General features: G+C 40.5%; 12 protein-coding genes. 8 read left to right on the top strand and 4 right to left on the bottom strand.

Going from position 1 to position 15,823, the window contains the following annotated elements; genetic code table 11:
* Positions 1-2,661: an AAA-type ATPase lid domain-containing protein gene (locus H6G97_RS19180; RefSeq protein ID WP_190942305.1), complete on the top strand. Its 2,661-nt coding sequence runs from the start codon at positions 1-3 to the stop codon at positions 2,659-2,661.
* A 200-nt stretch (positions 2,662-2,861) separates the two neighbouring features.
* Positions 2,862-3,200, top strand: a complete 339-nt coding sequence (locus H6G97_RS19175; protein WP_190942304.1) for a hypothetical protein — start codon at positions 2,862-2,864, stop codon at positions 3,198-3,200.
* 405 nt (positions 3,201-3,605) lie between these two features.
* Here the strand turns inward: H6G97_RS19175 and H6G97_RS19170 are convergent, their stop codons facing one another.
* Both H6G97_RS19170 and H6G97_RS19165 read right to left on the bottom strand, forming a co-directional pair.
* A complete protein-coding gene (locus tag H6G97_RS19170; RefSeq protein WP_190942303.1) occupies positions 3,606-4,697 on the bottom strand; it encodes a hybrid sensor histidine kinase/response regulator in 1,092 nt (363 codons plus the stop codon).
* A gap of 227 nt (positions 4,698-4,924) precedes the next feature.
* Positions 4,925-8,293, bottom strand: coding sequence for a PAS domain S-box protein (locus H6G97_RS19165; protein ID WP_190942302.1), 3,369 nt, complete (start codon positions 8,291-8,293; stop codon positions 4,925-4,927).
* A 551-nt stretch (positions 8,294-8,844) separates the two neighbouring features.
* Between H6G97_RS19165 and H6G97_RS19160 the strand changes: the two genes are divergently transcribed.
* The 6 genes from H6G97_RS19160 (at position 8,845) to H6G97_RS19135 (ending at position 13,845) form a co-directional block, all read left to right on the top strand.
* Positions 8,845-10,005 carry a DUF58 domain-containing protein gene (locus H6G97_RS19160; protein WP_190942301.1) on the top strand — a complete coding sequence of 387 codons (1,161 nt, stop codon included), beginning with the start codon at positions 8,845-8,847 and terminating at the stop codon, positions 10,003-10,005.
* A 244-nt stretch (positions 10,006-10,249) separates the two neighbouring features.
* Complete coding sequence (locus H6G97_RS19155) at positions 10,250-10,615, top strand: ferredoxin thioredoxin reductase catalytic beta subunit (RefSeq protein ID WP_190942340.1); 366 nt, start codon at positions 10,250-10,252, stop codon at positions 10,613-10,615.
* On the top strand, positions 10,612-11,004 hold the full coding sequence (locus H6G97_RS19150) for a DUF309 domain-containing protein (RefSeq protein ID WP_190942300.1): 393 nt from the start codon (positions 10,612-10,614) through the stop codon (positions 11,002-11,004). Before H6G97_RS19155 ends, H6G97_RS19150 begins: the two co-directional genes overlap by 4 nt.
* 239 nt (positions 11,005-11,243) lie before the next feature.
* Positions 11,244-11,741 (top strand): LptA/OstA family protein, encoded by a 498-nt coding sequence (locus H6G97_RS19145; protein ID WP_190942299.1) that lies wholly within the window; start codon positions 11,244-11,246, stop codon positions 11,739-11,741.
* A gap of 30 nt (positions 11,742-11,771) precedes the next feature.
* Positions 11,772-12,500 carry an LPS export ABC transporter ATP-binding protein gene (gene lptB, locus H6G97_RS19140; RefSeq protein WP_190942298.1) on the top strand — a complete coding sequence of 243 codons (729 nt, stop codon included), beginning with the start codon at positions 11,772-11,774 and terminating at the stop codon, positions 12,498-12,500.
* A 229-nt stretch (positions 12,501-12,729) separates the two neighbouring features.
* Positions 12,730-13,845, top strand: coding sequence for an LptF/LptG family permease (locus tag H6G97_RS19135; RefSeq protein WP_190942339.1), 1,116 nt, complete (start codon positions 12,730-12,732; stop codon positions 13,843-13,845).
* A gap of 207 nt (positions 13,846-14,052) precedes the next feature.
* Here H6G97_RS19135 and H6G97_RS19130 read toward each other — a convergent pair whose 3' ends face one another.
* Positions 14,053-14,673 (bottom strand): CP12 domain-containing protein, encoded by a 621-nt coding sequence (locus tag H6G97_RS19130; protein WP_190942297.1) that lies wholly within the window; start codon positions 14,671-14,673, stop codon positions 14,053-14,055.
* 461 nt (positions 14,674-15,134) lie between these two features.
* Positions 15,135-15,731: a CPBP family intramembrane glutamic endopeptidase gene (locus tag H6G97_RS19125; RefSeq protein ID WP_190942296.1), complete on the bottom strand. Its 597-nt coding sequence runs from the start codon at positions 15,729-15,731 to the stop codon at positions 15,135-15,137.
* Positions 15,732-15,823: the final 92 nt, after the last annotated feature.

Genomic DNA, 15,823 nt, shown 5'->3' with positions numbered 1-15,823 from the left:
ATGACATCTCCAGAAACGGTTATATGGCTACAAGAACGGACGAGTTTAGGAATTCTCTCACCTGAAGTGTTAAATGCGATCGCACAAGTAATTGAAGAAAAAGTAGTGAGTGCCGAAACTGACTTAGTTAGCGAAGGCACTCCTCCAGAAGCCCTTTATATTCTTGTAGAAGGTCAACTCGAAAGCAATAGCACCAATCAAACCAACCCAGCCTTAGCTTGTGGATTCCTCCCCGGAGCAGTGATTGAACTCAAAGAATTGCTGTTGGATCAATTAACTCCATTCACAATTACTACGGTGACAGATTGTCATTTGTGGGTTGTGCCTGGTGATAAATTTCGCCCTTTAGTTAACCAATACCCCGAAATTGCTCAGGCTTTTTCGCGTCAATTGGCTCAAGAATTAGCTCAGGCAACATCTGCACTTGGCTATGAACAAGAACGTTCTGTAGCTTTGCGACCCTATTTAGTCACCAAAGCACAACGCGGAATTGTCGGTACAAGTCGTTATGCAGTAAAACTGCGCGAGCAAATTCGAGAAGCGGCGGCTGACCGTAAATCTGTGGATATTTTCGGAGAACCAGGGTTAGAAAAAGACAATATAGCAGCCCTCATCCACTTTGGTTCTCCAAAACGGCGAGAACCAATTATTAAAGTAAATTGCGGTATTCTGCAAACAAGCGGTGCAGATTTATTCGGTCGCGCTGGCGGTAAACCAGGACTTTTGGAATGGTTGGGAGAAGGTACTTTAGTTCTCAACAACATCCAAGAATTGCCTGAAGAATTATTACCTCCGGTGACGCAGTTGCTCACAACTGGCACATATACTCCCGCGACTCGTTCAGGAGAAGCAGCACCTGAACCTCGTGCCAGTAAAGCCAGAATTCTAATTGTTTCCGAAAAAACTCAGTCGACAATTGAACGCTGTATTGGTCACATTATTAAAGTACCACCGCTACGGGTGCGGAAAGCTGATATTCAGGCACAGGTTGAATATTATACTAGTCTCTACGTTCGGGCTAGAGGTATTTCTAAACCGCGCATCACCCCAGAAGCTCTGCGTCGCCTCCAGTCTTATGATTTTCCTGGCAACCTTAAAGAGTTGAAAAATTTGGTAGAAAGGGCGATCGTGCAAGCAGAGGGTGCCAATGAATTAACAGAAGAAATTTTCTGGCCAGCCGAAACTAAGAAAAAACGATTTCGGCTGAATCTGTTAAACGCCTATCCTGGTTTGCGGCTGTTTTTACGTAGTCCTTGGTGGCCCGATCGCATTAACTATGGTTTTACGGCAACGGCTTTTGCGATCGCAGTTGCAGTTTTATTTATTGGGCCACAAACGCGCGATCGCAATTTCGTATTAAATCTCTTTTGGGCTTGGTGGTGGCCTTTCTTCTTATTTCTCTTTCCTTTTTTGGGACGTATCTGGTGTTCTGTTTGTCCCTTCATGATTTACGGAGAAATTACCCAAAAGTTATCTTTATGGTTGTGGCCTCGAAAACTTAAGCGCTGGCCGAGAGAACAAGCTGAGAAATGGGGCGGATGGTTCATGTTTGGTTTGTTCACCCTAATTTTCTTATGGGAAGAACTCTGGCATTTAGAAAATACTGCCTACCTTAGTGCTTGTTTGTTGCTGTTAATTACTGCTGGGGCGATGATTTTTTCCGCTCTTTTTGAGCGGCGGTTTTGGTGTCGTTATCTTTGCCCCATTGGAGGGATGAATGGTTTATTTGCCAAACTCTCAATGACGGAACTCCGCGCACAGCAAGGTATTTGTTCTGCCAGTTGTACCACGTATCAGTGCTATAAAGGTGGGCCGCAAAAGGGCGAAGGGATGGAAACTAATGGATGTCCCTTGTATTCTCACCCAGCGCAGTTAGAAGATAACAGAGATTGCGTACTGTGCATGACTTGCCTCAAAGCCTGTCCCCATCGTTCCGTTGAATTCAATTTGCGTCCCCCTGCGATTGAACTGTGGACAACTCATGTACCCCGCAGCTATGAAGTAGCATTATTGTTTTTGCTGTTGGGTGGTATATATCTGCATCGCTTGCCGGAGTTACAATCTTGGTTAGGGTTACAACTGGATTTAACTCAGTTTTGGCAGCATTTGGGATTATCACTCTTAGTGTTAATTATCCCAGCAGCCTTTACCTTTGCAGTCTACAAACTGATACAAGTGTTTTTCTGGTTAGCGAACTATATCGAAGCAGCAAAATCCAAAATCCAAAATCCAAAATCCGCCTTAGAAAGTTCTGTTCCTTTGCTTCCGGCGCTGAAACTTTCCGCAAAATCTCAAAATTGGATTAAGCCTCGATCATTTGTAGAACTTGCATATAGCTATCTACCATTAATTTTGGGGGGAAACTTAGCTCACTATCTGCGTTTGGGCTTAAGTGAAGGTGGGCGGATTTTACCTGTTACCTTTGCTACTTTTGGTTTGAGTGGTGAACAATTGCCAATATTGGTTGCTCACCCAGCAGTGATTGCCTTTTTGCAAGGTACAACTATAATTTTTTCAGTGCTGCTGACTATATTATTAACGCAAAAAATTGCAAAACAACCACTGTGTACACTGAAGGGTTTAGCGAAGTTATCGCTCCTTTGGCAACACTTAGCAGCTATTGGGTTGGGAGTCAGTATGTGGGCAATAATCGTGTCGTAAGCTAAAATTTCCCAAGGCGATTATCATAGTAGGTTAGCATAGCTGTACGTCCCTATTACGCGTATACCTCATTCAAATGAGAATCGTTATAAATCGCCTGGGCTTGGTGCAAAAAGTGAGTTAAAAACATTCTTCTTCCCTACGAACGTGATAGAAAATACTTATATGATTTTTCACTCATAGTGTAAGGATTACAGATAATGCACGTTCTAAAAAGATCCATCAAACCAGCAACTTATATATCGTTCCTCCACATTTACCAAACTACTTGGGGGACTGCTGGTGATATTTGTTTAATCCGTGAATCTGTAGCTAATGAAAGTACAGCGAAGTTTGTCGGTCACAAAATCCAACTAGCAATTCCCAAAGGGTTGGAGCGCGATCGCATCGCAAACTGTCCGATAATCAAAGTTGCAGGTAATGTCGGCGATGGACATCCTAAAGAACACCCCTTGGAATGGGAGGCTTATGAAGGTGTAGATACAGAACTAGCTCTAGCGGCTCTCAAACCTTGGGGCTTCAAGTTAATTGAACTCTAATGTAGTGATTTGATCAGTTTAAGCCGCAGGGAGAAGCTTATTACATTAGGGAGTATTCTGGTTTGACACTCCCCGAACTAATTAAATCAGCGATAGCGAAGTTTAATCGGAAAGTTCGGGGATAATTAATTTTTAATTTTGAATTGTTACTTCATATCATGTTCGACAAATCACTTATAATATGTCATTGCGAATGCAACGAAGTGGAATGAAGCAATCGCAAAGGTTTGGGATTGCCGCGCTACGCTCGCAATGACATAAGTATTAAGTCGAACATGATATCACTGATGTTTGCAAACATATCCTAGTACTTTGTCAAATTAGTTTTGATAATTTGTAGTAAGCACTTTAGCAAAAGTCCTGACTACGAGCTTAATTGCTGCTCAATTGAAACTTGCCAGATTATTAGCAAGATAAACAAACACTTACAATAGTACCTTTTTGAGGAATGCTATTGATTGTAAATTCACCACCATATAATTTAACTATATGCTGAACAATAGCTAGCCCTAAGCCAGAGCCTTGTTGTTCCCATAACTTTCGATTAAATTGTACAAAAGCTCCAATTTTACCAATCTCTTCAATTGTCATCCCTTTACCATTGTCAATTACATATAAATTAAATTTATTACCTTCTACCTTACTCTTAACTTGAACTTCGTTATTTGATAAAGAAAATTTAAAAGAATTATCTAGTAATTCTTCAACAAGAATACTAAAGTTATCTTCTGATAGTTGTACTGAAGATTCTTGGATATCTAGCTTTAAATCTTTTTGTCTACAGTTTTCTGTAGCTTTTTTGAGAGCGACTTCACAAATAATTTTTTCAGCAAAACATTTATCTTTTTTTTCTTGGATTTGACGAATTTTGTCAGTATCTTTAGCAATTAATTCCAGATTACTGTATAATAAAAACCTTTGAACTAATGCATTCAAGCGATTGGCAGATGTATAAATTAATTCTGCAATTTCGGCTTCATCAGAGCCAGACATTAGATCACAATTTTCTATTAACAACTGTGACATACCGAGAATACCATTTAAAGGAGTATTTAGCTCGTGAGGTAATGAGTGAGCAATATTCATTCTGAGTTCGTCTAGCTTGGCTTGAGCTTTCCGCTCAACTAAAGCGTGTTTTTCAAGACGAGAAGCGATCGCACTCAGTAATTCTTCAGGAGTAAATGGTTTAGTCAAATAATCATCAGCCCCAAAATCCATCCCCTGACGAAAATCTGAACGCTCTGCTTTAGCAGTAACAAATATTAAAGGAATATTGGTAGTCGCTTCATTTTGACGCAGAGCAGACAACACACTATAGCCATCTAATTCAGGCATCATAATGTCACAGATAATTAAATCTGGTAACTTTGACTGAGCAATTTCTAATCCAATTTTACCGTTTACAGCTATCAAAGTTTCAAAATCGGAAAGTTGTAAAATTTCCTGAATGTTTTCCCTTACTTGAGGTTCGTCTTCTATGATTAAAATTGTGTTCATCGACGATTATTAATTAGTTTTATTGGTTTAGCATGATATAGCATCCATATAAAGCTTATCTTGCTCAACAAGAAAATTTAACTTTCAATAATATCGTAAAATCGTATCTTTGTTATAAGTATTAGTACTGAAATATTACAATATAATCCATTATTTGCTCCAGTAAATTAAAGTTTTGCATAACCTTGGCATTCTCCGGGGTTAGTAATGTTTGTAAATTTTTCATTTCATTCAAAAGCATCATTAGACGAAGTAAATGGAGCTGCTATAAAATCTTTTTCATTGAGGGCATTGCTTGTAATTAGTGGTAGTTCCACTCTAAATGTCGTACCGACTCCGACCTGACTAGCGAAGATAATTCTTCCTTTATGAAGGTCTATACAATTGTTGACTATTGCCAAGCCTAATCCAGTTCCTGGCGTATTACCAACATTAGTAGCTCGGTAGAAGGGTTCAAATAAGTTCTGCTGTTCCTCTGGTAAAATACCAATACCTTCATCTTTAATTAGAAAAACTGCACTTTTCTCTTGAATTAATAAATCAATTTGAACATTGCTACCCTCTGGTGAGTATTTGACAGCATTTGAAAGCAAATTACTCAGTATTTGTCGCAAAAGTTTCTTGTCTATACAAGCCGTAAAGTAATTATCTATTGATGAATTGCCTAAGAAAAGGTGGCAAAAGGCTAAAGTATAGTTGGGAAAACTGAGTTGGATTTCCTCTACCAAAGAACGGCAGAAATCAACTAAATTAATAGAAGTTGGTTCAAATGCCAACTTTCCAGCTTCAGCCTTATTAATTAGCAAAATATCATCTAAAAGTTGAGTAGTATGTTGAACATAAGTCTGAATGCACTGAAGATGTTTTTGCTTTTGTTGTTCATCTAGTTTATGGCTAAAAGTTTTTAATATTCCCGCAGAGGAAGTGATTACAGCCAAGGGAGTTCGGAACTCATGGGAGGTCATAGAAATGAAGCGAGATTTCAATTCACTCAGTTCTTTTTCTTTTTCTAAAGCTTTACAAATATTTTCTTCAGCTTGTTTGCGTTCGCGTATATCTTTAACTACCCCAATTACATAAATTGGTTTGCCAAGGGGATCTCGAATTAGAGAAACTGTTAAATTTACCCAGATTATATTACCTGTTTTATGTAAATATCGCTTTTCTATAGAAAATGTTTCTACCTCTCCTGCTATTAATTGTTGCAAATTATCTAGATGTGCTTGGATATCATCTGAATGTGTGATATCTCTAAAATTTTTCTTGAGGATTTCTTCTTGACTGTAGCCTAATACTTCACACAAATTTTGATTAACTTTCAGAAAATCACCATCTAAAGTTTCTAATTTAATTCCCACCGCTGCTTGATGAAAAATAGCCCTAAGCTCTGCCTCACTTTTTTGTAAATCTAAAGTGCGTTGCTTAACTCTAACTTCTAAATCTTGATTGAGCTTTTGTAAAGCTTCTTGCGCTCGTTGGCGTTGTAGTTCGGCAGATGCTCTAGCTGCAAATACTTTGAGAATTCCCTCAAATTTTTGGTGGTCAGGTATGGGCTTTTCATCTACAATACATAACGAGCCAATCGGCTGACCAAAATCATCGCTTAAAATAACTCCCATAAAACTTTCCGCTTGCATAGCAGTTAATCTTTCAGAAGCGGGGAAGAGTTGCTGAATTCCCGAACCACAGTAATAAAATCCTTGCTTAAGCAAAATTTCATAAGGCGTTAATTTTGGGTCATAGCAAATATTGGGTTGTAACTGCCCATCAGACCAAAATCCTAACGTGTTAACTTGCCCATCAATTAACTCAGTTACCAAAGCGTTACGCACATCTAAAGTAGAAGAAATATGCTCAACTAATGCGGGAAAAAAGTCACATCCAGTTGTAGAAGCTGTACTTTCTATCAAACTTTGTAAGGCTATTTCAGCTTGTTTGCGTTTTGTAATATCAATTCCTACTGCAACAGCGGCTGTATTTTGTTGGTATTTTTGAGCTACGAGCAAATAATTAAGTGTCTTGCCGTTTATATTGACATCAATAATGCTAGAATCTGCTACATCTTGCCTATCTAAAAATTCCCGCATAAATTCTGTGAATTGTGGGCTGTTTTCCATAAAGCCCAGTTCTTGACCAACAAAAACGTCGCTAGTCAAGTTAAAACTTTCAGCTAAATGACGATTAACCCCTAAATAATATCCATCATCATTTACCCAAGAAACAAACCCTGGTACTGCATCTAAAACGGTTTGTAATTGCTCTTTTGCTTGTTGCAGATTTTTTTCTGCTCGTTTGTATTCTGTAATGTCCTCGGAAATACACAATAGGTATTCGGGTTGTTGGTCTTTGTCATACAAAGGAATTTTAGTCGTGTGCAAAATTCTTCTGCCAAAAGTGGGACTATCAATATATTCTTCAGAAATATCTTGAGGTACACTGCTAGCAAAAGTTTCTAGGTCTTTTTCATGGAAAAAATCTGCTTCTTCTTTCGGAAATAATTCGTAATCTTTTTTGCCAATAGCCTGTTCTGCTGTGATACCAAAAATATTTTCGCAGGTATGATTCCAGAGCTTGAATGTCCCAAAGGTTTCTAGCTTGGCATCTTTGACAAAGACTGCCACAGGCAAATTATTAATCATCGACTGCAAAAAATTGCGAGTTTGCTTGAGTTCCTCTTGTACTTTTCGGCTTTCGGTGATGTCAATACCTGTACAAACGATATACTCAACTTGATTATTTCGATTAAGTAAGACCTTATTTGACCAAGAGATTAAGCGGCGATCGTTATCTTTAGTAAGTAAACTAGTTTCGTAACGTTGAGGAAATTCTCTCTCTGCTAAATTTTCAAAAATACCTTTGATACATTCTGTTGTTTCAGGTAACAGCAACATATCCCAAACAAATTTTCCTTTAACTTTATCAAATGTGTACCCCGTCGCTTGTTCGCAAGTATGATTAAAGCGAACAATTCTCCCTTGAAAATCTAGTACAATAACCAGAGCATCTGCTAGATTCAAAACAGTAGAAACAAAATTACGCTCTAATCGCAGTTCTGACTCGATTCTCTGGCGTTCTACAAGTTTAACTCGTGTACAATTGTACAGTTCGGCTTGGAGAATAGAAAGTGCCAGCAGACTGCTAGGAGTAACTAATCCAATTAATTCTCCTTGTTCACCGATAATAGGCAGATGGCAAATTCGATGTTGCCTCAGCAAATGCAACGCAGTAAAAACATCTTTAAAATCTCTTAGCTTCAGTGTTATTAACTCCCTTGTCATGACTTGGGCAACACTGATACCCTCTATATTTTTTCCTTGTGCTGTCAGCTTAATTAAATCTCGCTGTGTAATTATCCCCACCAACTGCGAGTTTTCCATAACTAAAACACAACTGGTGGCTTGAGATGTGTTGCTATCTACACCTTTACTTGAGTTATTCAAATAATTGGTATTCTGGATTGGCAAGCTATCAAAATTACCTGACGCTTCATTGATTAGTGCAATCACATTTGAAAGCAAAGTCTCAGAGTTAACAATCAACGGATGACGAATGATAGTTAGCTGTAAATTATCAGAACTGAGAGAGTTAATTAACATTATATATAGATACCTTGAATCAAATCATATTTAAAAAAGATACGTATAATATTTTCGTTTATAAATTTTTAAAGGACATCAGTATTTTCTATGATGATTATTTTTTAAATTTAGTTGTATCATTATTTACATTTATCTCAATAAACCCGTCAATTTTAAAATATGGAGTTTTTTAGGAGAGTATATTATTATGACGCAGCTATAAATTCTGAGCTTTACCTTAATGAAACTACGGTTATAAGGTAGATGCAGCTTAACCATTCTGGTACTATTACCATCGAAGATAATCATCCAGAAGGTATTATTTTTACTGTATTCTCAAAAATAAATAATTAATTCTAAAATTACTGTCGGATTCTTTTTTTATTATCAATACTGCGATCGCGTCGATGCTAAATAGATTGAGGATGTACGAGAAAAAATTGATGCAGCGATAGCTTCAGATCAAACGCCACCTCGTAAACCAAATTATAGAGCGGTTTCGATAAGGACATTAGGCGCAACCCCTGAGACACTGTGAATTTTAGATGGTGTTGGGTTAAAAAAGAAACATGAAAATTATCAAATCCATCACCAATTGGTTAGAAACCCGCGCCAGTGCCCCTGCTTATGGCGGTTGGGTACTAGCAGTAACCGCTATTTGTTTTTTTGGCGCAGGTATCAATACGATGGCTGGTTGGCTGTATGCTATTAGCGGCATCAGTTTTGCCCTTTTGGGTGTAGCAGCCATCTTACCGCCGCGATCGCTCACAGGTCTATCCATCACCCGGCGTCCCATGCAGCCAGTATCAGCCGGCGACGATCTAACGGTGGAGTTAGAAATCCGCAATCAGACACAGCAGCCTGTAAGTTTATTGCAAGTTGAAGATATACTGCCCTTCGTCTTAGGGAAACCAGTCAAAAAGGCAATTGAGACAATTCCTAGTCAAGGTAGTTACCGTTGGGTATATTACCACCCTACTGTGCGCCGGGGCATTTATCGCTGGCATAGAGTTGAACTAGGTTCTGGTGCGCCTTTGGGATTATTCTGGTGTCGCCGTCAGCGTGATTGTGCTGCCACAGCGATCATCTATCCCACAGTGTTACCCTTGGCTACCTGTCCCCTAGTAGATGAAATGGGGCAAGAAGAGAGCAAAAGGGGCGATCCTCGTGGTAGACCGTTGCAGACAGCGACAACGGGGCTGGTGCGATCGCTCCGTCCTTATCGTGTAGGAGATCCCACCCGTTTGATTCACTGGCGGACTAGCGCTCGTTATGGAGAATTAAGGGTGCGGGAGTTAGAAATGGTTACAGGTGGACAAGAAATAGTTATTGCCCTTGACAGTGCTAGCAATTGGGAAGAAGAAAACTTTGAACAAGCAGTAATTGCCGCAGCCTCGCTGTATTTTTATGCGCAGCAACAGCAATTACAGGTGCAACTATGGACAGCATTGACAGATTTAATCAAAGGCGATGCCTATGTTTTAGAAACCCTGGCAGCAACCAGAGCATTAGAAGATGTCAGTTCAGTAGTTCCTAAAAGCTATCCTTTGATTTGGCTGACTCAAAACCCCCTGAGCCTTGCTACTCTTCCTCAAGGCAGTCGCTGGGTTTTGTGGTCAAATATTTCTTCACCAGGAGAACAAGAGGTAATCAATTGGGAACATCCTGGTATAGTTTTGCAGAGCGATCGCCCACTACAACCCCAGCTACAAAAAACATTACGTTCATAAATTGCAAACATTGGGCATTGGGCATGGGTTATTCCCCTTGTCCTCTTGTCCACCAGTCCCCACACAAGTTAAGCTTTTGCGATTTCCTAGATTTTCTCTGATCCCAGCACACCGGACATATTAGCCTTTGAGCAAAGGAAAAATTATTTGAGCGGGTAAGGTTGGGGATATACACCCAGTAATCCTCTAGCGAGGCTGAGTTACAATGCAAAGAAATATTTAAATTATGAGCGACCGATCCAACATGATCACATCAGAACATAACACAAAATCCAGCGATAAAAGTCTAGAGGCAATGCGGCATTTTTCCGAACAATACGCCAAGCGTACTGGAACCTACTTCTGTTCTGAACCTTCTGTTACCGCAGTTGTGATTGAAGGACTAGCTAAACATAAAGACGAACTAGGTGCGCCTTTATGTCCCTGTCGCCACTACGAAGATAAAGAAGCTGAGGTTCACGCTACATATTGGAACTGTCCTTGTGTGCCAATGAGAGAACGCAAAGAGTGTCATTGTATGTTGTTCCTTACCTCTGACAACGAGTTTGCTGGAGAAAAACAAGAAATCTCTCTTGAAACAATCAAAGAAGTACGAGATAGCATGGGATGAGCGAAATCATCCCCCAAGAGTTTTGGCAAGGCGTAGAACAGTTCAATTCTGGTCAGTTCTACGCTTGTCATGACACTTTAGAGGCTTTGTGGATTGAAGCTGGCGAACCGGAAAAAACCTTTTATCAAGGCATTCTCCAAATTGCGGTGGCACTGTATCATTTGGAAAATCGCAACTGGCGAGGTGCCGTAATTTTATTGGGAGAAGGTAGCAATCGCCTACGCCGTTACCCATCTAGTTACAGTAGCGTTGATGTAGATGAGCTATTGAGTCAGAGTGCAGCTTTGTTAACGACATTACAGCAAATAGGGCCAGAAAAGATTACATCTGGTGATCTAGATGAAAATCAAGTCTTATCTTTGCCTAGAATTGTACTAACTCCTGATTAACCTACGTAGAGATGCGAAATTTCGCGTTTCTACGTAGGTTGATGCTTAAAGTTCCCATTTCTAAATATATTTAAGCTGTAGTGCATTTCATGCCAATTTCCTGAAACCTTGAGGTTAGGGGTAGCGTCACTATTTCAGCCAGTAGTTATCGTAAATCACTCCAGATGGTATATTTCATATCTGGATAAAGTACTTGAGATAATTAGAATACAAGCTGAAATCCTGAATCCCAAACTGCTATGATGCCCTGCTCTCAATTGTTTTTATCACAGATGCGTCGCTTTGGATTAGCTTTAATGCTGCCAGCGGCACTCTTGGGCACTTTTGCATTCCCTACTCAAGTGCAAACTGCTACTGCACAGACATCTGAGGCGAATCGCCCCCTCACTATCCGCGCTGATGTGCAAGAATATGACGCTAAAAATCAAGTAATCACCGCTCGCGGTAACGTACAAATGTTGTATCCTTCTCGCCAGCTTCAGGCAACATCTGCCCAAGCACAGTACTTTAGTAAGGAACGCCGAATTGATTTCAGTGGCAACGTCTATATTTTGCAACAGGGCGGTAACAGTATACGGGCTGAGAAGGTAACTTATTTAATTGATGAAGGACGATTTGTTGCCTTACCCCAATCCAACCGTCAGGTAGAGTCCATCTACATGATTGAGGAATCAGATAATGGTGGACAAACTGCTACACCTGCCCCAAACACACCACCATTCAAACCTTCTAATTAGCATTTACCACCAAGAAAGGGTGCTTCCAGCGTGAAAATTGTTTTAGAGAATATTCACAAATCTTATGGCAAGCGAGTAATTGTCAATCGTGTCAACCTTTCTGTTGCTCAGGGCGAAGTCGTTGGTTTACTAGGCCCCAATGGGGCTGGTAAGACGACGACTTTTTACATTGCCACAGGTTTAGAAAAACCCAATCAAGGAAAAGTCTGGCTGGGTAATATGGATGTGACAGGAATGCCAATGCACAAAAGGGCGCAACTGGGTATTGGCTATCTAGCACAAGAAGCAAGTGTTTTTCGTCAACTCTCGGTAGAGGACAATATTCTGTTAGTGTTAGAGCAAACTCATGTGCCACGATGGGAATGGCCAAGGCGGCTCAAAACTTTACTGCGGGAGTTTCGGTTGGAAAAATTAGCTAACAGTAAAGGAATTCAACTTTCTGGTGGTGAGCGACGGCGGACGGAATTAGCAAGGTCTTTGGCTGCTGGACAAGAAGGGCCAAAATTTTTGCTTTTGGATGAACCATTTGCGGGAGTTGATCCGATCGCAGTCTCAGAAATTCAACAAATCGTAGCACAACTGCGCGATCGCGGCATGGGAATATTAATTACAGATCATAATGTCCGCGAAACCCTCGCCATAACCGATCGCGCCTACATCATGCGCGAGGGGCAAATCCTTGCTTTTGGTGCTGCTGAGGAACTCTACAGTAACCCCCTGGTGCGGCAATATTATTTAGGGGATAACTTTCAAGTCTAAATTAACAATGATTTAGTTAATATTTTCAAATGATATTTGGGATTTTTTATTCTTCAGCATAAATCTATTAGTTAATTTTTAGCTATTATAAAATTTAATTTTGATCCTAAATGCAGTAGATATGCTTTGCTTTGCCACGGTTGCCAATATTTAACTTTTCAAGTTGCTTATGATATCAAAGAAATTCACGTTTTTGTATAGGCTCTATTCGCTGCTGCCTTTTACGATCATGGATCGCTATCTTGCCAGCGAATTGTTAGCGCCGTTTTTCTTTGGTGTCGGAGCTTTTTCATCAATTGGCGTTACCATTGATGCTGTGTTTGATCTGGTCAGAAAAATCGTAGAATCTGGGCTACCCATAGACATTGCTATTCAAGTTTTTTTGTTAAAGTTTCCCAACTTTATTGTTTTAGCCTTCCCCATGTCTACGCTGCTGGCTACTTTGATGACCTACAGTCGTCTTTCTAGCGAGAGCGAACTAATAGCCTTACGTGGTTGTGGCGTGAGTGTCTATCGGATGGTGCTAACTGCTGTGATGTTAAGTCTTGTGGTTACAGGAATGACATTTGTGTTTAACGAACAAATTGCACCAGCAGCAAATTATCAAGCGGCGATGACTCTGGAGAAAGCGCTTAAATCAGACAAGCCAACTTTTAAACAGCAAAATATTTTTTATCCTGAATATCAAGATGTTACCCAGCCGGATGGTTCTAAAAATCGGATATTGACACGCTTGTTTTACGCCGACCAATTTGATGGTAAGCGTATGACGGGTTTGACGATTATAGATCGTTCAACAAAAGGTCTGAATCAAATTTTGGTATCAGAATCTGCCCAGTGGAATGCTTCGCAAAATGTCTGGGATTTTTATAACGGTACTATCTATTTTGTCGCTGCCGATCGCTCTTATCGCAACATCGTTAGATTTGAACAGCAACAACTGCAACTACCGCGCACGCCATTAAGTCTGGCAGAAAAAAGCCGAGACTATGGGGAGATGAATATTGCCGAAGCATTAGATCAACTAGAAGTGGAATATCTTGGTGGCGATCGCCAAAAAATTCGTAAACTTCAAGTAAGGATTCAACAAAAAATCTCCTTGCCCTTTGTATGCGTAGTTTTTGGCTTAGTAGGCGCAGCAATGGGAAGCATACCCCAGCGAACTGGAAGAGGTACCAGTTTTGGGATTAGCGTCATAGTTATATTTTCGTACTATTTGATTTTCTTTATTAGTGGTGCGATCGCACAAGCAGGTGTCCTCTCTCCCTTTATGGGGGCTTGGTTGCCCAACTTTGTTTTTTTGGGAATAGGTCTATTCTTACTGATACGAGTTGCTAAACGGTAAATTGAGGAAGATGGGGGATGAGGAAGAATAATGATTGATTGCTTGGGGACTTCCAGAAATTAAATTATTCAATTTTGAGAGCGAAGACGAGATTGTTAAATTCTTCCTCCCCTGCTTCCCCTGCTCCCCCTGCTTCCCCTACTCCCCCTGCTCCCCCTGCTCCCCCTACTCCCCCTGCTCCCTCATCTCCTCATCCCCACACCTGAATTACGGATGATAATTCCGGCATCCCGGTGCATCTGGATTTTCCTTACAATATTCTTCAAAAGAGACTTTGGCTGATATCATACCCTCAGCTTTTTGATGAGCTGCTTCTGCCTGGAGTTCTTCTACTTCATCCCACGCGGCTGCACAAGGTTTAGAATAAGCACCTTGTTCGGTACAAATAGCACGAGCCTGCTGAATTGCTTTTTGAATTCTCTCCTCCAGCAGTGGCGCTTTTGGCGCTTCCACAAAGTCGCTTTTTGTCAAAATGTCGGTAATTGAGATAATGCCCAACAATTTGCCTTGAATCACAGGCGCTCTATGAATACCAGTATTAGCAAATAACCGCGCTACATATTCCACACCCAAATCAGGATTGACTACAATACAGGGCTTGCTCATAATTTCGTAAACCCGCACTTGCTTTGGGTCTTTACCGTAGGCTGTTACCTTATAGACAATATCCGTTGCTGTGACAATGCCATAAGCATCATTCTCATGGCGACAATCCACAACCAGCGCCCGCAATCCTTTGTCCTTCATCAGCCCCACTGCTTCAGCAACAGTTGCCGAACCGCGAATGGTAACTACGTCTTTGGTCATGATATCTTCAGCTTTCATCATTGCTGTAGTCTCCTGGTTTAATAGTCCGGTGCAGCGCACAGTTTGCTAAATAGGAAGTAAAAAAGTTGAACTTTTGTCCAGCTACAACAATAAATTAGACTAGTTGTCAAGTCCTGATGTTATCCAATGTGACCAATGCTCAAAAACTAAGCATAAATTGCGATCGCATTCTGCCGAGCAACAAATAATGAATGGGAATTGACCGACAAGGCAAACCCAGATTATAAATTGTCATTGCGAGCGCAACTTAGTAGAGCGAAGCAATCGCAAGATATGGGATTGCTTCACTACGCTGTCGCTTCCTTCGCTTTTGACTTACATATTCTTGCAAAATTGGGATGCTCCCTGCAAAAGTCCCTAACACCGCACCTCCAACCTCTCCTCTTACCAGTATCTTAAAAAGCTTGTATCAAATTAGCTTTTTGGCACATTGATTTAACATACTAAGTACTGAAGATCCTTTATTTTTTAATTGCCGCCAATTGCTTCATTTTCCACAAATAGCTAGAAATAAAATTGGTAATAATATGAGCAACAATCGGCACTAATAAGTTGCCAGTAAGCAGAGCGCTATATGCAAATATCATCCCGACAATCGTTGCCCAAATCACATAAGGCCATTGTTGGGAACCGCTAAAATGCAAAATGCCAAAGCAAAGACTGGATACAATAACAGCCAAATGATCCAAGCCTAAAGCTGGCAGCATCACACCTCTAAATAATAATTCTTCGCTCAACCCCGGTAGTAGCCCCAACCAGATTAAGTCTGGCAAAGCTAAAGGCTTCAGCACCATTTCTAAGTAATAATCTGCACTTTTACGATAGCCAGCCCACAAGCGATGAGTTAAGCTACTTAACGCGGTGATGACAAACCCCAGCCCTACACCCAACAGCAACTCTCTTTGGTTCAAGTTCCAAGAAAATAGAGAAAAGTTGCCAAAGTGTAACGAAAGTTTAGCGACAATCAACAAAATAATTGCAGTCGCTCCCATCGCCCCAAGTATTTGGATGCGCGTCAGGTATGGAATTTCTGGCTCTTTCTTTTGTTGTTCAATCACAGGCTTTTAAGGGGAATTGGGCATTGGGGAGGCAGTGCGGTCTTGGGGTCTCCCCAAGTGGATCAACTGCCGTCATTGGGCAAAGAGACAAT

Source organism: Nostoc flagelliforme FACHB-838, assembly GCF_014698065.1.
In the GTDB taxonomy this organism is placed as follows: domain Bacteria; phylum Cyanobacteriota; class Cyanobacteriia; order Cyanobacteriales; family Nostocaceae; genus Nostoc; species Nostoc flagelliforme_B.
Note: the sequence above shows the minus strand (reverse complement) of the source record. Positions and strands in the feature narration are given on the sequence as shown.

Bases quoted from the DNA above. Each gene is read 5' to 3' on its own strand.
- H6G97_RS19180 (WP_190942305.1), top strand. From the start codon at position 1: ATGACATCTCCAGAAACGGTTATATGGCTACAAGAACGGACGAGTTTA.
- H6G97_RS19175 (WP_190942304.1), top strand. From the start codon at position 2,862: ATGCACGTTCTAAAAAGATCCATCAAACCAGCAACTTATATATCGTTC.
- H6G97_RS19170 (WP_190942303.1), bottom strand. From the start codon at position 4,697: ATGAACACAATTTTAATCATAGAAGACGAACCTCAAGTAAGGGAAAAC.
- H6G97_RS19165 (WP_190942302.1), bottom strand. From the start codon at position 8,293: ATGTTAATTAACTCTCTCAGTTCTGATAATTTACAGCTAACTATCATT.
- H6G97_RS19160 (WP_190942301.1), top strand. From the start codon at position 8,845: ATGAAAATTATCAAATCCATCACCAATTGGTTAGAAACCCGCGCCAGT.
- H6G97_RS19155 (WP_190942340.1), top strand. From the start codon at position 10,250: ATGATCACATCAGAACATAACACAAAATCCAGCGATAAAAGTCTAGAG.
- H6G97_RS19150 (WP_190942300.1), top strand. From the start codon at position 10,612: ATGAGCGAAATCATCCCCCAAGAGTTTTGGCAAGGCGTAGAACAGTTC.
- H6G97_RS19145 (WP_190942299.1), top strand. From the start codon at position 11,244: ATGATGCCCTGCTCTCAATTGTTTTTATCACAGATGCGTCGCTTTGGA.
- H6G97_RS19135 (WP_190942339.1), top strand. From the start codon at position 12,730: ATGGATCGCTATCTTGCCAGCGAATTGTTAGCGCCGTTTTTCTTTGGT.
- H6G97_RS19130 (WP_190942297.1), bottom strand. From the start codon at position 14,673: ATGATGAAAGCTGAAGATATCATGACCAAAGACGTAGTTACCATTCGC.